This window comes from Microbacterium esteraromaticum (assembly GCF_014084045.1).
Taxonomy (GTDB): domain Bacteria; phylum Actinomycetota; class Actinomycetes; order Actinomycetales; family Microbacteriaceae; genus Microbacterium; species Microbacterium esteraromaticum_D.
This window is the reverse complement of sequence record NZ_CP043732.1, coordinates 2101965-2118689: the sequence shown is the minus strand read 5'-3', so window position 1 is coordinate 2118689 and position 16725 is coordinate 2101965. Positions and strand designations below refer to the sequence as shown.

Here is a 16725-nt window from a genome sequence, read left to right as displayed (position 1 = left end):
CCGCCCCCGCATCCCACAGGAGATGAACATGTCACTCGTCACCCGCCGCGAGGGCCGCACGAAGCTGCCGCCCGAACAGCCCTCCATCCCCCAGCGTCGCGGGGGCACCGGGGCCTACTGGATGTACCTGCTGCCCGGCTTCGTGCTGCTGCTGATCGTCGTGATCGTGCCCCTCGTCTGGAACGTGTACCTGACCTTCACCCGATGGCGAGGCGTGCGCAGCCCGGAGTTCATAGGCCTCGAGAACTGGCAGAAGATCCTCGGCGACGGCGACTTCTGGACGTCGTTCACCAACTCGGTGTGGATGATCATCGCCATGGTCGTGGTGCCCACGATCCTCGGCCTGATCGTCGCCGCGCTGCTGTTCGATGTGGTCGGGCGCAAGTTCGGCGGCAAGGTCGGCAGCTTCCTCCGCGCCACGTACTACCTCCCGCAGATCCTTCCCATCGCCGTGGCGGGCATCGTCATCGGCTGGATCGTGCGCCCTGGCAGCGACGGCGCTCTCAACCAGATGCTCGGCTGGTTCGGCATCCCCGCGTACGACTGGCTCGGTCAGATGCCCTCGGCGCTCATCGTGCTGATGGTCGTCATGGTCTGGGTGCAGCTCGGCTACCCGGTCGTCGTGTTCATGGCAGCGCTGCAGCGGGTCGACCCCGAGCTCTACGAGGCCGCTGAGCTCGACGGAGCGAACTGGTTCCAGCGCTTCTCGGCGATCACGATGAGCATCATCCGACCCGAGATCTTCGTCGTGACGCTGACCTGCACGATCGCGGCGCTCAAGGTCTTCGGCCCGGTCTACATCATCACGCGCGGCGGCCCGGCCGGCTCCACGCTCGTGCCGGCCTACTACGCCTACCAGGAGTTCTTCACGAAGAGGAACGTCGGGTACGGCGCCACGATAGCCACGGTCCTCACGATCGTCGTGGTCATCGTGTCGATCATCTTCATCCGGGTGCAGAACTCGCTCGAACGCAAGGAAAGGGCGGGTCTGTGATGCACGCCACCACCGCCATCATCACCGGCAAGCCGGGCAGGACCCGCGCCAGGGGCGGCATGACCAAGAAGCGCCCCGTCGACTGGCTGATGCTCGCACTCGTCGTCATCGGCGCACTGCTGGTCGTCGCGCCGTTCTATCTCGTGCTGGTGAACTCGTTCAAGTCGCCCGTCGACTACGCGACCTCGGGTCCGCTCGCCCTTCCCGAGACGCTCGACTTCGGGGGCATCATCACGTTCTGGGAGCGCGTGAACTTCCCGGAGAAGGTGTGGAACTCGATCTTCATCTCCGGCATCGTCGCCGTGCTGGCGGTCGTGATCTCCATGCTCAACGCGTTCGCGATCGGCATCGGGCGAGTGCGCGGGCGCTCGTGGATCGTGCTCCTCTTCCTGATGGCGAACCTCCTCCCCCAGGAGGCGCTGCTCTACCCCCTGTACTACATGTTCAAGTCGGTCGGCCTGTACGACAACGTCTGGTCGGTCATCATCGTCTTCACGGTCGTCCAGGCGGCGTTCGGCACGTACCTGCTGTCATCCGTCTACGGCACCTTCCCGAAGGAGGTGCTCGAGGCCGCGTCCCTCGACGGCGCGAGCAGATGGCAGATCCTCTGGCGCGTGGTGTTCCCGATCAGCCGCCCCACCCTGTCGGTGCTGCTCATCTTCTTCTTCATCTGGACGTGGAACGAGTTCCTCATCCCGCTGACGTTCCTGGCATCGAATGCGAATCAGACCGTTCCGGTCGCGATCAGCGTGCTGCAGGGCGACCGGCTCATGGATGTCACCACGACGAGCGCCTCGGCTCTGCTCGGCGTCATCCCCACGCTCATCTTCTTCCTCATCTTCCAGCGCACCCTCACGCGCGGCATCACGGCAGGAGCAGTCAAGTAATGAAGTTCACCGACGGGTTCTGGCAACTGCGACCGGGCGTCACGGCGCTCTACGCGCAGGAAGCGCACGACATCGCCGAGACGTCCACCCCCGATGGCGCAGGCATCGTCATCACCGCCCCCACCATGGTGATCAGCAAGCGCGGCGACACGCTCAACCGCCCCGTGATCACCACGACGCTGTCCTCCCCTGCCGAGGGCGTGATCCGCGTGCGGGTCGCTCACCACGAGGGCGGGCGCTGGCATGGGGGCTTCTCCCTTCCCGGCGCCGGTTCCGGATCGGCCCGCACCACGGTGAGCGATGCCGGCGGCGAGCTGGACTCCGGTGCCCTCGTCGCCCGCATCACCCCGGGAGCGCCCTGGAACCTCTCCTTCGAGGTCGACGGTCGTCGCGTGACCGGCAGCGGTCACCGTGCCCAGGGGTACGTGCGCCTGGCGGCGGACGCCCAGGTCGACGCCGGAATCATCGACAATGCTCGCCAGGGCGGTTCATCGCTCTCGTCGAAGACGTTCGTGCACGAGCAGCTCGACCTGGGTGTCGGCGAACTCGTGTACGGCCTGGGCGAGCGCTTCGGTCCCCTGGTCAAGAACGGGCAGTCGGTCGACATCTGGAACGCCGACGGCGGCACCTCCAGCGAGCAGGCGTACAAGAGCATCCCGTTCCATCTGTCGAACCGCGGCTACGGCGTGCTCGTGAACGATTCGGGTCACGTCTCGTACGAGATCGGCTCCGAGGCCGTCGAGCGCGTCCAGTTCTCGGTGTCGGGCGAAGTCCTCGAGTACTTCGTGATCGCCGGTCCCACTCCGAAGGACGTGCTTCGTCGCTACACGGCGCTGACAGGACGCCCTCCGGTCGTCCCTGCCTGGTCGTACGGTCTGTGGCTCTCGACGAGCTTCACGACCGACTACGACGAGCAGACCGTCTCCTCGTTCATCGACGAGATGGCCGCGCGCGAGCTGCCGGTCTCGGTGTTCCACTTCGACTGCTTCTGGATGCGCGAGTTCAACTGGTGCGATTTCGAATGGGACCCGCGGGTGTTCCCCGACCCGGAGGGCATGCTCACCCGACTCCACGAGAAGGACCTGCGGGTCTGCGTGTGGATCAATCCGTACATCGCCCAGCGCTCGCCCCTGTTCCGCGAGGCGGCCGACCAGGGCTTCCTCGTGAAGCGCGTCGACGGCTCGGTGTGGCAGTGGGATCTGTGGCAGGCCGGCATGGCCCTGGTCGACTTCACGAACCCCGACGCCACCGCGTGGTACCAGGGGCATCTCCGCCGGCTCATCGATCAGGGCGTCGACTGCTTCAAGACCGACTTCGGCGAGCGCATCCCGACCGAGGTGGCCTGGTCCGACGGGTCCGATCCGGCGCGCATGCACAACCTGTACACCGACCTGTACAACCGTGCCGTGCACGACGTGCTGACCGAGGCGCGCGGCGCCGATGACGCGGTGCTGTTCGCGCGCTCGGCGACCGCCGGCGGTCAGAGCATGCCGGTGCACTGGGGCGGCGACTCGACCTCGTCCTACGCCTCCATGGCCGAGACCCTCCGTGGCGGGCTGTCGCTCGCCTTCAGTGGCTTCGCCTTCTGGAGTCACGACATCGGCGGCTTCGAAGGCATGCCCGATGCCGGCGTCTTCAAGCGCTGGACGGCTTTCGGCCTGCTCGGGTCGCACTCCCGCTTCCACGGCTCGAGCTCCTACCGTGTGCCGTGGATGTTCGACGAGGAGGCAGTCGATGTCACCCGCCGGTTCACGCACCTCAAGATGCGCCTGATGCCCTACCTCTACCAGCAGGGGCTGGCTGCGGCGGCCACCGGCGTGCCGCTCATGCGCCCCATGCAGCTGGAGTTCCCCGACGATCCGGCGGTCGGCCATCTCGACAGGCAGTACATGCTGGGCGAGAGCCTGCTCGTGGCCCCGGTGTTCTCGGCCGACGGGTCGGTGGACTTCTATCTGCCGGCAGGCGAATGGACGTCTCTGCTGACTGGCGAGACGGTGACCGGGGGCGGATGGCGTCGCGAGTCGCACGATTTCTCTTCGCTTCCGCTGTACGTGCGCCCTGGCACCGCGCTGCCCTGGGGTGCGCGCACGGATCGACCCGATTACGACTACCACGACGGACTGCAGCTTCGGGTCTTCCCCGGCGGCGCGGGCCGCAGCACGGTGACCGTGACGAGCCCGGATGGCCTCGAGAGATCGTATGACGTCGACCTGTCGGCGGTGACCCTGTGAGCCCGTCGACGCCCGCCGACGACTACCGCGGCAGCGGGCTGCTGTTCCCCCCTGACTTCGTCTTCGGGTCGGCGACGGCGTCGTACCAGATCGAGGGTGCGGCAGGCGAGGACGGCCGCACGCCGTCGATCTGGGACACGTTCAGCCGCACGCCGGGCCGGGTCTGGAACGGCGACACCGGAGACATCGCCTGCGATCACTACCACCGGGTGGAGCAGGACCTCGATCTCATGACCGAGCTCGGTCTGGAGGCCTACCGGTTCTCGATCGCGTGGCCGCGCATCGTTCCGACTGCTTCCGGTGAGATCAATCAGAAGGGCATCGACTTCTACTCCCGCCTGGTCGACGGACTGCGGGAGCGCGGCATCCGACCCGTCGCGACGCTGTACCACTGGGATCTGCCGCAGTACCTGGAGGATGCGGGCGGATGGGCGGCTCGCGAGACCACGGATGCCTTCGAGCGGTACGCCGAGGTGATGGGCCGGGCGCTCGGCGACCGCGTCGACACCTGGACCACGCTGAACGAGCCCTGGTGCTCGGCGTACCTCGGGTACGGCCAGGGCGGTCACGCGCCCGGCCGGCACGAACCGGCGTCCGCCCTCGCCGCCGTCCATCACCTCAACCTCGCGCACGGCCGGGCGCTGCAGGCGCTGAGGGCGACCTCGACCGGCGACCCCGACTACTCGGTGACGCTCAACTTCCACGTTCTGCGCGGACAGGGCGATGGTGCGTCCGAGGCGATGCGGCGCATCGACGCCCTCGCGAACCGATCGTTCACGGGGCCGATGCTCAGGGGCGAGTATCCCGCGGATCTGCTGGCGGACACATCGAGCGTCACCGACTGGTCCTTCGTCCGCGAAGGAGATCTGGCGACCGTGCACCAGCCGATCGACGTGCTCGGCGTGAACTACTACTCGACCGCCACGGTGCGACTGTGGGACGGGATCTCGCCCAAGCAGCAGAACGACGGTCACAAGGGCGCAGTCGGCGGCACGGCGTGGCCTGGCAGCGATCAGCTCGTCGAGTTCGTCGAGCAGCCGGGTCCGTACACCGCGATGGGCTGGAACATCGCGCCGGAAGGGCTCGAGGAGCTGCTCGTCTCACTGTCGGAGCAGTTCCCTGATCAGGCGCTCATGGTGACGGAGAACGGAGCAGCCTTCGACGACCACGTCGCAGACGACGGCACGGTCCCCGATCCCGAGCGCACCGACTACCTGCGCAGGCACTTCACCGCGGCGCATCGGGCGCTGCAGCGGGGCGTCGATCTGCGCGGCTACTTCGTGTGGTCGCTGCTGGACAACTTCGAGTGGGGCTACGGCTACGCCAAGCGGTTCGGCATCGTGCGGGTCGACTTCGATACGCTCCAGCGGACCGTCAAGGATTCAGGTCACTGGTACCGGGACCTGATCCGCACCCGAGCCCTCCCCGTGTGACCCGACGCGAGCGTCCCGCAGGGTCGGCTACTGACGCCGCCTTCTGGTCGTCCAGGCGATCACCGAGTCCGACGTGCGCATGGCGATCGTGCGCGCGGCGTCCCACAAGGCATCCGGCAGCTCGGACGGCACCTGCTCTCCGCGAGCGGCGCGCTCGGCGACGTCGAACGCGCGCTCAAGGTCGTCGATCGATGCACGGTACGCCGCGAAGTCCTCGGCGGTGACCCGCGAGTCGGGCCGCGGCCTGGCATCCCGAGCCCGCTCGAGCGCGGCGAGGAACGCGGCCGTCGCCGGCTGACGTCCGTCGCTCATCGCGGGGAACGCGATGGCGCGGGCGGCATCGGTCTCGTACTCCATCCACCGCGCGAGCAGGACGTCGTGCCGTCCGCGCAGTCGCTCCAGCGGCAGCATCCCGCCGGCCGCCATCGCCGATCGCTCCGTCGAGACGCGCACCCGGCTGACCTTCACCCGCGCGACCGCGGCTCGCGATGCAAGCTGCGCCTCGCGCAGCGCCCGACGCGCGGATGCCACGGCCGAGGCGTCCGCCCGTGCCGCGGCCTTCTCGGCGGCGACTCTTGCGGCGTCGGCCCTGGCGACCCTGGCCGCGTCGGCGGCGGCACGCGCGTCGAGCTGCGCCCGGCGCAGCTCGAGCCGCGCAGCGTCGTAGCCGAGCCTTCTGCCGTTCACCGTTCCCCGCCTTCGCACGATCGCGTATCCGGTCGCTCCTGCGCCGGCCGCCGCTGCAGGGGCGACCCACCACAGTTCGGCGGCCAGCAGCAGGATCGGTTCCACTCTTCCAACCTAATCTCCGACCAGCGCCCGCGGCCAGGCCGCCGACCGATGTCAGACGAGCGTCTCCTGCCAGGCCGCATGCAGCTGGGCGAACTTCCCGGTGCCCCCGATCAGCGCGGCAGGGGTGTCGTCCTCGATGATGCGACCGTGCTCCATCACCAGCACGCGATCCGCGATCGCGACCGTCGACAGGCGGTGCGCGATGATGATCGCGGTCCGGTCGGCGAGCAGCGTCTGCAGCGCCTGCTGGATGAGCCGCTCCGACGGGATGTCGAGCGAGGCCGTCGCCTCGTCGAGGATCAGCACGGCGGGGTCGGCGAGGAACGCGCGCGCGAACGAGATCAGCTGACGCTGTCCGGCCGAGACCCTCCCGCCGCGCTTGTTCACGTCGGTGCTGTAGCCGTCGGGCAGCGATGAGATGAACTCGTCGGCGCCCACGGCGCGAGCGGCGGCGCGGATCTCTTCGAGCGTCGCATCGGGCTTGCCGAGCGCGATGTTGTCTGCGACGGTGCCGCTGAACAGGTAGGCCTCCTGCGTCACCATGACGATGGCCCGGCGCAGGTCCTTCGGGTGCAGCATGCGCAGGTCGACGCCGTCGAGAGTCACACGACCAGCGGTCGGGTCGTAGAACCGCGACACGAGCTTGGCCAGCGTCGACTTGCCCGCCCCCGTCGTGCCGACCAGCGCGATCGTCTGCCCGGCAGGTATGTCGAGCGTGAAGTCCGGCAGGATCGTCCTGTCGTCGTTGTACGCGAAGGTGACCCCGTCGAATCGCAGCGCGCCGCGCGACTCCCACAGATCGACCGGCTTCTCGGGATCGGGCACGGTGGGCTGCTCCTCGAGCACTCCGGACACCTTCTCGAGTGCGGCCGTGGCCGACTGGTACGAGTTCAGGAACATCGCGATCTCCTGCATGGGCGCGAAGAAGTTGCGCACGTACAGCACGGTCGCCAGCAGCACGCCGACGCCCAGTGCGCCGTCTGCGACGCGAAGGCCGCCCCACAGGACGACACCGGCGAGAGTCAGCGCGGCGATGCCCATCAGGCCAGGCTCGAAGGTGCCGTAGAGCACCATCGAGCGCCGGTTCACGTCGCGGTAGTCTCCGGCGACCTTGCGGAACGTCTCGTCGTTGCGCGGCTCCTTCCGGAACGACTTCACGGCCCGGATGCCGGTCATCGTCTCGACGAACTGCACGATCACCTTGGCGCTGATCACCCTCGACTCGCGGTAGACCACCTGGGAGCGGGAGTAGAACCAGCGCATCAGAAGCAGCAGCGGGATGCCTGCGACCAGCAGGATCACGCCGGACTGCCAGTCGGCGATCACGAGCGCGATGAAGGTGAACAGACCGAACAGCACGCCGGAGACGAGGTTGTTCAGGCCGCCGTCGAGCAGCTCGCGGATCGAGTCGAGGTCGCTGGTCTGGCGCGAGATGATGCGGCCCGAGGTGTACGACTCGTGGAACTCGAGGCTGAGCCTCTGGGTGTGCAGGAAGATCCGCTTGCGCAGGTCGAGCAGCACCGCCTGGGTGATCCTCGCGGCGAGCACGACGTACAGCCCGATCAGCGCGGAGCCGATGATCCCGGCGAGCAGGTACACGACCGTGACGGTGATCGCGGGCATCCAGTCGGCGGTCTCGAGAAGGTGGGGCAGGGCGCGGTCGAGGGCGATGCCGATCAGGATCGGGCCCGCCACCTGCAGCGCGGTCGACACGACGAGCACGAGCGCGGCGATGACGATACGCAGACGCAGCGGCTCGACGAGCGAGCCGAGCAGGCGCAGCGAGCGCTGCCTGATGGCCCTGCTCTCGTCCTTGGTGTAGTTGGAGCGGTCCTCGCCCCTGGTGCCTGCGATGCTCATGCCTGCACCTCCTTCTCGGTCTCGGGTTCGTCACTCGTGTCGGGGATGATGTCGATCGCGCCGGTGCGCGCCGCCTCCTCGGCCTCGAGGCTCGAGATGACGTGGCGGTAGTGCGAGCTCGAGCGCAGCAGCTCGGAATGGGTACCAACGGCGGTGATGCGGCCGCGCTCCAGCAGCGCGACACGATCGGCGAGCGCGACGGTCGACGGCCGGTGCGCGACGATCAGCGCGGTCGTGTCGGCGAGCACGTGACGCAGCGCCTCTTCGACAAGTGCCTCGGTGTCGACGTCGAGCGCCGACAGCGGGTCATCGAGCACGAGCACCCGGGGGTCGGCGGCGACGGCCCTGGCGAGCGCGAGACGCTGGCGCTGGCCGCCCGAGAGACTCAGCCCCTCCTCGCCGATGATCGTCTCGACGCCTTCGGGCAGGGTGTCGACGAAGCCGGCCTGCGCGACGTCGAGAGCCTCACGCAGCACCCGCTCGCCCTCCTCGCTGTGGATGTCGAGGTCGGCGCGACCCAGCAGCACGTTCTCCCGGACCGATGCCGAGAACAGGGTCGCGTCCTCGAAGGCCATCGCCACATGCCGGCGCAGCTCGGACAGCTCGAGATCGCGCACATCGACGCCGTCGAGCGTGACGCGACCGGCGGTCACGTCGTACAGGCGCGCCGGCAGCGTGGTCAGCGTGGTCTTGCCCGAGCCGGTCAGACCCACCAGCGCCATCGTCTCGCCGGGCCGCAGCACCAGGTCGATGCCGTCGAGCAGGTCGCGCTCGTGCGCCCCCGCGTCCTGATAGCGGAAGTGCGCTCCCTCGAACGCGAGCTCACCGCGTGGCTGTCCCAGTCGCACCGGAGCAGCGGGGTCGGTGATCGTGTTCGTCTCCTGGTAGATGTCGAACACGCGGTCGGTGGCCGTGCGGGCATCGAGCATGAACGAGAACAGGAAGCCGATCGACTCGATGGGCCAGCGCAGCACCGCGGCCATCGCGAAGAACGCGAACAGCTGAGGCACGTCGATCTGCCCCTGTGCGATCAGCCAGATGCCCGAGATGAGGCTGAGCCCGAATGCGATCTGCGGCATGAGGTCGAGCCAGAACCAGATCTCGGCGATCGCGCGCGCCTTGCTCAGCTCCGTCTCGCGCAGCGTCTCGGCCTGGCGGCTGAAGCGCGTCAGCGCGTGCTTGCCGCGCCCGAACGCCTTCAGCACGCGGATGCCGTGCACGCTCTCCTCGACGCTGGTGGCGAGATCGCCCGCCTGGTCCTGGCTGCGGCGGGCAAGGGTGCCGTAGCGCTTCTCGAACAGGTACCCCTGGATCCACATCGGCACGCCAGTGACCAGGAAGATCACACCAAGCAGCCAGTGCCAGCGGAACAGCAGCACGGCGCCGATGGCGATGGTGAGCACATTGACCACGAGCAGGATCAGGCCGAACGCGATCCAGCGTCGGATGAGGCCGATGTCCTGCATCATCCGGCTGAGCAGCTGGCCCGACTGCCAGCGGTCGTGGAACGCGACTGGAAGGCTCTGAAGCCGCGAGTAGAGCTCGGCACGCATCTGGAACTCGACCTCGGTGGCCGGAGTCAGGACGAACCAGCGGCGCAGCCACACCATGACCGCCTCGCCGAGAGCGAGCGCCAGGACGCCGAATGCCCCGGCGAAGACGAACCCGAGGGCCGCGTCCGCGCCTCCGCCGAGGTCGAAGTTCTTGACGACCTGCTCGAGCACGATCGGAATCATCAGGGCGATGACGGCGGCGGCGAGTGCGCTGAGCGCACCGCCGATCAGGCGGCCGATGATCGGCCGCACGAAGGGCTTCAGGCGCCAGAGCGCGGCGAACGTTGACAGGGACGACGAAGAGGAGGTGGCAGACATGACTCTCGTTGCGTGGCGAGTGGGTGACGAAGACGGGTGCGGATGCCATGGCATCCGGTGCGGGCGTGGCGCGAGGCGACCCCGAGGTCGCCGGCCGCACGCTCAGTCGCGCAGGCGGAGTGCGCGCGAGCCGAGGAGTGGGGTGACAGTCGTCTTGGTCATGGCGTCCTCCTGGGCATCGGCTTCGTCGCCCGGTCGGCGCGACAGCCTTCGAGCCTATTGGGGAAGACGCTTTCTGCGCAAGAGTCCGGGTGGGGCGATCCGGCGCCGACGAGGCGGCGCCGGATGTGTCAGAGCTCCCCGCGCTCGCGGGCGAGAAGGCTCTGCTTCACCGGCAGTCCCCAGGCGAAACCGCCGAGGGAGCCGTCGGAGCGCAGCACACGGTGACAGGGCACGAACAGCGCCGGCGCATTGCGAGCGCAGATCGACGCGGCTGCGCGCACCGCCTGCGGGCTGCCGAGCTCGAGGGCGAACTCGCTGTAGCTGAGCGGGCGGCCGGGCTCGATGCGGCGCAGCGCCTCCCACCCCGCAGCCTGCATCGCGGTGCCGCGCTGCAGGACTCGCACCGAATCGATCGCGCGCAGGTCGCCTGCGTAGTACGCGAGGGCCGCGCCGGCGGCATCCGTCTCCCCCTCGCCGACGTGCGCCGGCCGCAGCGCGGGGTGCACCCGTGCGACGATCGCGCTCTGATCGTCGCTCCACCCCGACGCCAGCACCCGCTGGGAGTCGTCGGCGAGGATGGTCAGGGGCCCGTCGGGGGTCTGGATGGTCTGGATGAGTGCGGTCACGATGACTCCTTCGATGCGGGATGGACGGGACGACGGCGCTGCGGGCGCACCGGCGCCGCCGCCCACAGGTGGGCGGTGAGGTAGCTGCGCCAGGGCGCCGTGCGTGCGGCCCAGGCGGTCAGGGCGGCCGGATCGCCGGGCAGTCCGGATGCGACGGCCCCGGAGCGCACGGCGACATCCCCCGGCAGGAAGACGTCGGGATCGCCGATGACCCGCATGCGCACGTAGTCGGCGGTCCACGGCCCGATGCCTGGCATGGCCAGCAGGGCGGCGCGCTGCTCGGCGGCGTCGTCGCCGACGCTGAGCGGGAGGGAGCCGTCGGCGAGCGCCTCCGCGGCGCCGGTGATCGCCCGGATGCGCGCGGTGGGTCCGCGCAGCACCTCGGCGCCGTGCTCGGCGATCGCGGCCATGGTCGGGAAGAGCAGTCCGCCGTCGGCCGTCCTCTCCCCCAACTGCTCGGCGAGTGCCGTCAGCGCGGTGCGGGCGGCGGCGACGGTGATCTGCTGGCCGACCATGGCCCGGATCAGCATCTCGTGCGGGTCGGCTGCACCGGGCATCCGGATGCCAGGGACGGCCGCCACGAGCGGCGCCAGCTGCGGATGCGACGAGAGCGCCTCGTCGACGGCCTGCGGATCGGCGTCCAGATCGAACAGCCGGCGCGCCGTCGACACGAGCGGAGCGAGGTCGCCGAGGCGGGTGACCTTCGCGCGCAGTCGCAGCTGCCCCTCCGGCGTCTGCCTCACCTCGAAGTGCGCCGGTCCGCCCGGCATGCGGAGGTGTCGTGCGAACGACGTCGCGGTGGCGGTCTCGACGCCGGGCAGGGCACGTGCCGCCATCCACGCGAACACCCCTGCCGAATCCATCGGCGTGCGGTGCGGCAGCAGCAGGTCGATCGCACCCTGAGTCCCGTCATCGGCTCGGGCCGAGCGATCCGTGGCACCTGATGCGTGCCTGCGCTTCGCGCGCAGCTCTCCCGGCGTCATCTCGAAGACCTCGCGGATCGTGTCGTTGCACTGCCGGATGCTCGCGAATCCGGCTGAGAAGGCGACTTCGGAGACAGGCAGGTCGGTTCCGACCAGCAGCATGCGGGCCGTGTGCGCGCGGTGTGCCCTGGCGAGGGCGAGCGGACCCGCGCCGAGCTCGGTGGTGAGCAGCCGGGTGAGGTGTCGCGGCGAGTAGCCCAGGCGGCGAGCGAGTCCGGGCACGCCCTCCTGCTCGACGACGCCTGCGGCGATCAGGCGCATCGCCCTGGCGGCGGCGTCTCCGCGCAGGTTCCACGCGGGAGACCCGGGTGCGGCCTCGGGCAGGCATCGCTTGCAGGCCCGGTAGCCGGCCTCGTGCGCCGCGGCACTGGTCGGGTAGAACGTGACGTTCTCGCGCTTCGGTGTGCGAGCGGGGCAGCTCGGCCGGCAGTAGATGCCGGTCGAGCGCACCGCAGTGACGAACTGGCCGTCGAAGCGGGTGTCCCTCGCGCTGATCGCGCGGTAGCGCTCGTCGTGCTCGATGGTGCTGCTCATGCATCCATGCTGTCACGCCCACGAGGGCAGGGCTGGCGGAAATCGGACATGGCAGTCCGGTGTCCCCAGGAGCCGGTCGCCGACTCGCGTCGACCCGGCTGGCGCTCAGCGGGGGTCGAGGTGGATGCCCGCGATCATGCAGCGCACCGAGCCCCCTGCCAGCTCGATCGGCGCCACGTCGATCGGCAGAAGCCGGCACGAGGCCGACAGCATCGCCAGCTGCTCGTCGGTGAGGCTGCGATGAGCGGTCTCGGACAGCACGAGGATGCGCTCGCCGTCGGCATCCCTCAGCTCGATCGCGTTGCCCGCGAACGAGGCCACCTGCTCCGCGCTCAGATCCACGAGCACGCGGCCCGTGTCGCGGATGCGCTGCGCGATCTCGGCGCGCCTGGCCTCGCCGACGATCATGTCGAGTCCGATGAGCGCGATGTCGGTGCCGATGCACATCATCACGTTGGTGTGGTAGATCGGCACACCGTCGGAGTCTGCGGCGTCGAACACCACCGGCTCGTAGCCGAACACCGTGCAGAACCGCTCGACCAGTACCGGGTCGCAGCGGTGCGAGCGCACCGCGTATGCGATCCGCGACACGTGGTCGAGCACCATCGCGCCGGTTCCCTCGAGGAAGAGCCCGTCGGGTTCGAGACCCGAGTAGTCGATGACCTCCTGCACGCGGTACTCGCTCTTGAGCATCTCGACGATGTCTGCACGGCGCTCGCCGCGCCGGTTCGGCGCGTACATCGGGTAGATGGCGACGCGCCCGCCGGCGTGCGTCGAGAACCAGTTGTTCGGGAACACGCTGTCGGGATGCGATTCACCGGCGTCCTCGAACAGGTGCACGCGCACGCCTTCTCCGCGCAGCACCTCGGCGACCCGGGTGCACGCCTCGAACGCGTCGCGCGACACGTCATGGTCGGTCTCGCGCTGGAAGGTGTTGTCGGCGGCCGTCTGCGGATTCGGCCGGAAGTGGTGCGGACGGATCAGCACCACGGCGTTCGGCGCCTGCGCCGATGCGGCTCTCACGCCAGGCTGGGCACGACGGCGCCCTCGGCGACCAGGGCGAACAGGTTCTTCGGGTCAGCGGGCTCGGCGATGATGTCGACGTCGGTGAAGTAGTCGGTGCCGTCGATGGCGGCATCCAGGTAGCGCAGCGCCGAGAAGTCCTCGATCGCGAAGCCCACCGAGTCGAAGACGGTGATCTGGTCGGCGGAGGTCCGCCCCGATGCCTCGCCGCGCAGCACGCGCCACAGCTCGATGACCGGGTGGTCGGCGTCGAGCTGCTGGATCTCGCCCTCGATCCTGGTCTGCGGCGGGTACTCGACGAAGATGTCGGAGCGGCGCAGGATGCCCGCGTCGAGCTCGGTCTTGCCTGGGCAGTCGCCGCCGATCGCGTTGATGTGCACGCCGGGGGCGACCATGTCGTCGGTGAGCACGGTGGCGTTGGCCTTGTCGGCGGTGCACGTGGTGATGATCTGCGCGTCGCGGACCGCATCTGCCGCGCTGGATGCGCGCACGATGTCGAATCCGAGCGGGCGCATGTTCGCCTCGAAGACGTCCATCGCGTGCGGATCGGTGTCCCAGATGCGCAGCGAGTGGATGCCGAGCATCGCCCGGAACGCGAGGGCCTGGAACTCGGACTGGCTGCCGGTGCCGATCATGCCCATGGTCGTCGCGCCCGCGGGCGCGAGCAGCCGGGCGACCATGGCAGACGTCGCCGCCGTGCGGAGCGCGGTGAGGATGGTCATCTCGGTCCACAGCGTCGGGTATCCGCTGTCGACGTCGGCGAGCACGCCGAAGGCCGTGACGGTCTGCATCCCGCGCGAGGGGTTGGAGGGGTGCCCGTTGACGTACTTGAAGCCGTACTGGCGGCCGTCGCTGGCGGGCATGAGCTCGATCACTCCGATCTCGGAGTGGCTGGCCACGCGCGCGGTCTTGTCGAACTGCTCCCAGCGGCGGAAATCCTCCACGAGGGTCTCGGCGATGCCCTCGATGGCACGTTCGATGCCCGTATCGATCAGCCAGCGGCGCATGTTCGGAACATCGACAAAACGGACCATCGTCCATCCCTTCACTCAGTGGATCTCAATCTACGGAGCCAGTGCTTTCACTTTCAATCAGCAGGAATGGTCATTTACGCGAACGCTATGGCAGATTGCTCATACTGGATGTACGTTCTGTATATGAATCCCCTCGACGACCTCGATCGACGCCTGCTGTCGCTGCTGCGCGCGAACAGCCGCGAGTCGGTCGTCAACCTCGCCCGTCGGCTCGGCGTGACCCGTGCCACCGTCGACGCCCGCCTGCGCCGGCTGGTAGAGAGCGGGGTCATCGTCGGGTTCTCCGTGCGCGTGCGCGACCCCGCGACCACCTCCGTGGTGCGGGCGATCATGCTGATCGCCGTCGAGGGGCGCAACACCCGTGACGTGATCCGGAGCCTGCGCGGTGTGCCTCAGATCGCCGCACTGCACACCACGAACGGGCGCTGGGACCTCGTCGCCGACATCAGCTGCGACGGCCTCGCGTCGTTCGACGAGACACTGAGCACCATCCGCGGCATCGAGGGCATCCGAGACAGCGAGACCAGCATCCTGCTGTCATCGGCGACGGTCTGACCCTCATCGCCGACACCCCTACGTGCTGCCGACACCCCTGGCTGCGGTCGTCCGCAGCCAGGGGTGTCGGCACGAAGTGGGGGTGTCGGCGAGCGGTTCGCCGCGTCGCTGCGCTCCGCGTCAGTGGAAGAAGTGGCGCTCGCCGGTGAAGAACATGGTCACGCCGGCCTTGCGGGCAGCGTCCATCACCTCGTCGTCGCGCACCGACCCGCCCGGCTGCACGATCGCCTTGATACCGGCGTCGATGAGCACCTGCGGGCCGTCGGCGAACGGGAAGAACGCGTCGGACGCGGCCACGGAGCCGGCTGCCCGGTCACCCGCGCGCTCGACCGCGAGGCGACACGAGTCGACCCGGTTGACCTGCCCCATGCCGACGCCGACGGTGGCGTTGTCCTTCGCCAGCACGATCGCGTTCGACTTCACGGCGCGGCATGCCTTCCACGCGAAGATGAGGTTCTCCATCTCCCTGTCGTCGGGACGCTCACCAGAGACGAGCTCCCAGTTCTTGGCGACCGAGACGATGTCGTCGGGGAAGCGGTCGGCGTCCTGCAGCAGCAGACCGCCCGAGACGAGACGCACGTCCATGCGCTCCTGGCGCCAGTCGGCCGGCAGCTGCAGCAGACGCAGGTTCTTCTTCGCCTTGAACACCTCGAGCGCGGCCGGCTCGAACGACGGGGCGACGATCACCTCGGTGAAGATGTCTTTGAGGTTCTCGGCCATCTTGAGGGTGACGGTGCCGTTCGCCGCGATCACCCCGCCGTATGCCGAGACCGGGTCGCATTCGTGGGCGCGCAGGTGCGCGCTGGCGATCGGGTCGAGGGCGCTGGGCGCGGTGGTGGCGATGCCGCACGGGTTCGCGTGCTTGATGATGGCGACAGCCGGCTGCACCATGTCGTACGCGGCGCGCAGCGCGGCGTCGGCATCGACGTAGTTGTTGTACGACATCTCCTTGCCCTGCAGCTGCGTGGCCTGCGCGATGCCGTGACCGCCCGCGCGGGTGTAGATGGCGCCGCGCTGATGCGAGTTCTCGCCGTACCGCAGCGTCGCGAGACGCTCTGCCTTGACGGTGAGGTGCGCGGGCAGGTCGCCGCCCTCGACCAGCGTCCCCTCCGAGAACCACTGCGCGACGGCGGAATCGTAGTTCGCGGTGTGCGCGAAGGCGCGGGCGGCGAGCTCGCGACGGTGCACGAGGGTCGTTCCGCCCTCTTCGATCGCCTCGATGATGGCGGGGTACGACTCGGGCGAGACGACGATCGCGACGTTCGCGTGGTTCTTCGCCGCGGCGCGCACCATGGCGGGTCCGCCGATGTCGATCTGCTCGACGATGGCGTCGGGCTCGGCGCCGGATGCCACGGTCTCGACGAACGGGTAGAGGTTGACGACGACGAGTTCGAACGGCTCGATCTCCAGGTCGGCGAGCTGGCGCTCGTGGTCCTCGAGACGAAGGTCGGCCAGCAGGCCGCCGTGCACCTTCGGGTGCAGGGTCTTCACGCGCCCGTCCAGCATCTCGGCCACGCCGGTGACCGCGGCCACGTCGGTGACCTCGTGCCCTGCGTCGCGGATCGTCTGAGCCGTCGACCCGGTCGAGACGATCTCGACGCCCGCATTCGTCAGCGCCTCGGCGAGCTCGAGCAGGCCGGACTTGTCGCTGACCGAGACGAGGGCGCGCTTGATCCGCACGAGGTCGCGGTCGCGGTACAGCGAGGGATCGAGGCGGGGGCCGGCCATGAGAGTGCTCCT

14 protein-coding genes are annotated in these 16725 nt (G+C 69.0%); 6 read left to right on the top strand and 8 right to left on the bottom strand.

Features of this window, described 5'->3' with window-relative positions:
- The first annotated feature begins 28 nt into the window (after positions 1-28).
- The 4 genes from FVO59_RS09970 to FVO59_RS09955 are packed head-to-tail and all read left to right on the top strand — an operon-like array spanning position 29 to position 5545.
- The gene (locus FVO59_RS09970; RefSeq protein ID WP_182252498.1) at positions 29-994 is read left to right on the top strand and encodes a carbohydrate ABC transporter permease; all 966 of its coding nucleotides are present in this window, start codon (positions 29-31) and stop codon (positions 992-994) included.
- Complete coding sequence (locus FVO59_RS09965) at positions 994-1881, top strand: carbohydrate ABC transporter permease (RefSeq protein ID WP_220465660.1); 888 nt, start codon at positions 994-996, stop codon at positions 1879-1881. The genes FVO59_RS09970 and FVO59_RS09965 overlap by 1 nt, the downstream gene beginning before the upstream one ends.
- A complete protein-coding gene (gene yicI / locus FVO59_RS09960) occupies positions 1881-4112 on the top strand; it encodes an alpha-xylosidase (RefSeq protein ID WP_182252497.1) in 2232 nt (743 codons plus the stop codon). The genes FVO59_RS09965 and yicI overlap by 1 nt, the downstream gene beginning before the upstream one ends.
- Entirely contained in the window at positions 4109-5545 is a 1437-nt protein-coding gene (locus FVO59_RS09955) for a GH1 family beta-glucosidase (protein WP_182252496.1), read from the top strand. The genes yicI and FVO59_RS09955 overlap by 4 nt, the downstream gene beginning before the upstream one ends.
- 27 nt (positions 5546-5572) lie before the next feature.
- Here the strand turns inward: FVO59_RS09955 and FVO59_RS09950 are convergent, their stop codons facing one another.
- From FVO59_RS09950 to FVO59_RS09940, 3 genes are read right to left on the bottom strand one after another with little or no spacing between them, the layout of a single operon-like run.
- Positions 5573-6337: a hypothetical protein gene (locus FVO59_RS09950; protein WP_182252495.1), complete on the bottom strand. Its 765-nt coding sequence runs from the start codon at positions 6335-6337 to the stop codon at positions 5573-5575.
- A 51-nt stretch (positions 6338-6388) separates the two neighbouring features.
- A complete protein-coding gene (locus FVO59_RS09945) occupies positions 6389-8197 on the bottom strand; it encodes an ABC transporter ATP-binding protein (RefSeq protein WP_182252494.1) in 1809 nt (602 codons plus the stop codon).
- Positions 8194-10068: an ABC transporter ATP-binding protein gene (locus FVO59_RS09940; RefSeq protein WP_182252493.1), complete on the bottom strand. Its 1875-nt coding sequence runs from the start codon at positions 10066-10068 to the stop codon at positions 8194-8196. The genes FVO59_RS09945 and FVO59_RS09940 overlap by 4 nt, the downstream gene beginning before the upstream one ends.
- A gap of 23 nt (positions 10069-10091) precedes the next feature.
- On the opposite strand from FVO59_RS09940, the gene FVO59_RS16525 reads away from it, so the two are divergent.
- Positions 10092-10214, top strand: a complete 123-nt coding sequence (locus FVO59_RS16525) for a hypothetical protein (RefSeq protein ID WP_259363151.1) — start codon at positions 10092-10094, stop codon at positions 10212-10214.
- A 144-nt stretch (positions 10215-10358) separates the two neighbouring features.
- On the opposite strand, the gene FVO59_RS09935 is transcribed toward FVO59_RS16525, so the two are convergent.
- The 4 genes from FVO59_RS09935 to ocd all read right to left on the bottom strand — a co-directional run bounded on the left by FVO59_RS09935 (position 10359) and on the right by ocd (position 14430).
- Positions 10359-10856, bottom strand: coding sequence for a methylated-DNA--[protein]-cysteine S-methyltransferase (locus FVO59_RS09935; RefSeq protein WP_182252492.1), 498 nt, complete (start codon positions 10854-10856; stop codon positions 10359-10361).
- Positions 10853-12373 (bottom strand): DNA-3-methyladenine glycosylase 2 family protein, encoded by a 1521-nt coding sequence (locus tag FVO59_RS09930; RefSeq protein ID WP_182252491.1) that lies wholly within the window; start codon positions 12371-12373, stop codon positions 10853-10855. Before FVO59_RS09930 ends, FVO59_RS09935 begins: the two co-directional genes overlap by 4 nt.
- A 105-nt stretch (positions 12374-12478) precedes the next feature.
- Positions 12479-13396 (bottom strand): citrulline utilization hydrolase CtlX, encoded by a 918-nt coding sequence (gene ctlX, locus FVO59_RS09925; protein WP_182252490.1) that lies wholly within the window; start codon positions 13394-13396, stop codon positions 12479-12481.
- A complete protein-coding gene (gene ocd / locus FVO59_RS09920; protein ID WP_182252489.1) occupies positions 13393-14430 on the bottom strand; it encodes an ornithine cyclodeaminase in 1038 nt (345 codons plus the stop codon). The genes ctlX and ocd overlap by 4 nt, the downstream gene beginning before the upstream one ends.
- Positions 14431-14553: 123 nt before the next feature.
- Between ocd and FVO59_RS09915 the strand changes: the two genes are divergently transcribed.
- Positions 14554-14985 carry an Lrp/AsnC family transcriptional regulator gene (locus tag FVO59_RS09915; RefSeq protein WP_182252488.1) on the top strand — a complete coding sequence of 144 codons (432 nt, stop codon included), beginning with the start codon at positions 14554-14556 and terminating at the stop codon, positions 14983-14985.
- Positions 14986-15105: 120 nt separating this feature from the next.
- Here FVO59_RS09915 and purH read toward each other — a convergent pair whose 3' ends face one another.
- Positions 15106-16713, bottom strand: a complete 1608-nt coding sequence (gene purH, locus FVO59_RS09910) for a bifunctional phosphoribosylaminoimidazolecarboxamide formyltransferase/IMP cyclohydrolase (RefSeq protein ID WP_182252487.1) — start codon at positions 16711-16713, stop codon at positions 15106-15108.
- Between the last annotated feature and the right edge of the window lie 12 nt (positions 16714-16725).

What these genes read in the sequence shown, in the direction of transcription:
- yicI (WP_182252497.1), top strand. Translation starts at nt 1,881, where the DNA reads ATGAAGTTCACCGACGGGTTCTGGCAACTGCGACCGGGCGTCACGGCG.
- purH (WP_182252487.1), bottom strand. Translation starts at nt 16,713, where the DNA reads ATGGCCGGCCCCCGCCTCGATCCCTCGCTGTACCGCGACCGCGACCTC.
- FVO59_RS09940 (WP_182252493.1), bottom strand. Translation starts at nt 10,068, where the DNA reads ATGTCTGCCACCTCCTCTTCGTCGTCCCTGTCAACGTTCGCCGCGCTC.
- ocd (WP_182252489.1), bottom strand. Translation starts at nt 14,430, where the DNA reads ATGGTCCGTTTTGTCGATGTTCCGAACATGCGCCGCTGGCTGATCGAT.
- FVO59_RS09970 (WP_182252498.1), top strand. Translation starts at nt 29, where the DNA reads ATGTCACTCGTCACCCGCCGCGAGGGCCGCACGAAGCTGCCGCCCGAA.
- FVO59_RS09965 (WP_220465660.1), top strand. Translation starts at nt 994, where the DNA reads ATGCACGCCACCACCGCCATCATCACCGGCAAGCCGGGCAGGACCCGC.
- FVO59_RS09945 (WP_182252494.1), bottom strand. Translation starts at nt 8,197, where the DNA reads ATGAGCATCGCAGGCACCAGGGGCGAGGACCGCTCCAACTACACCAAG.
- FVO59_RS09915 (WP_182252488.1), top strand. Translation starts at nt 14,554, where the DNA reads ATGAATCCCCTCGACGACCTCGATCGACGCCTGCTGTCGCTGCTGCGC.
- FVO59_RS09930 (WP_182252491.1), bottom strand. Translation starts at nt 12,373, where the DNA reads ATGAGCAGCACCATCGAGCACGACGAGCGCTACCGCGCGATCAGCGCG.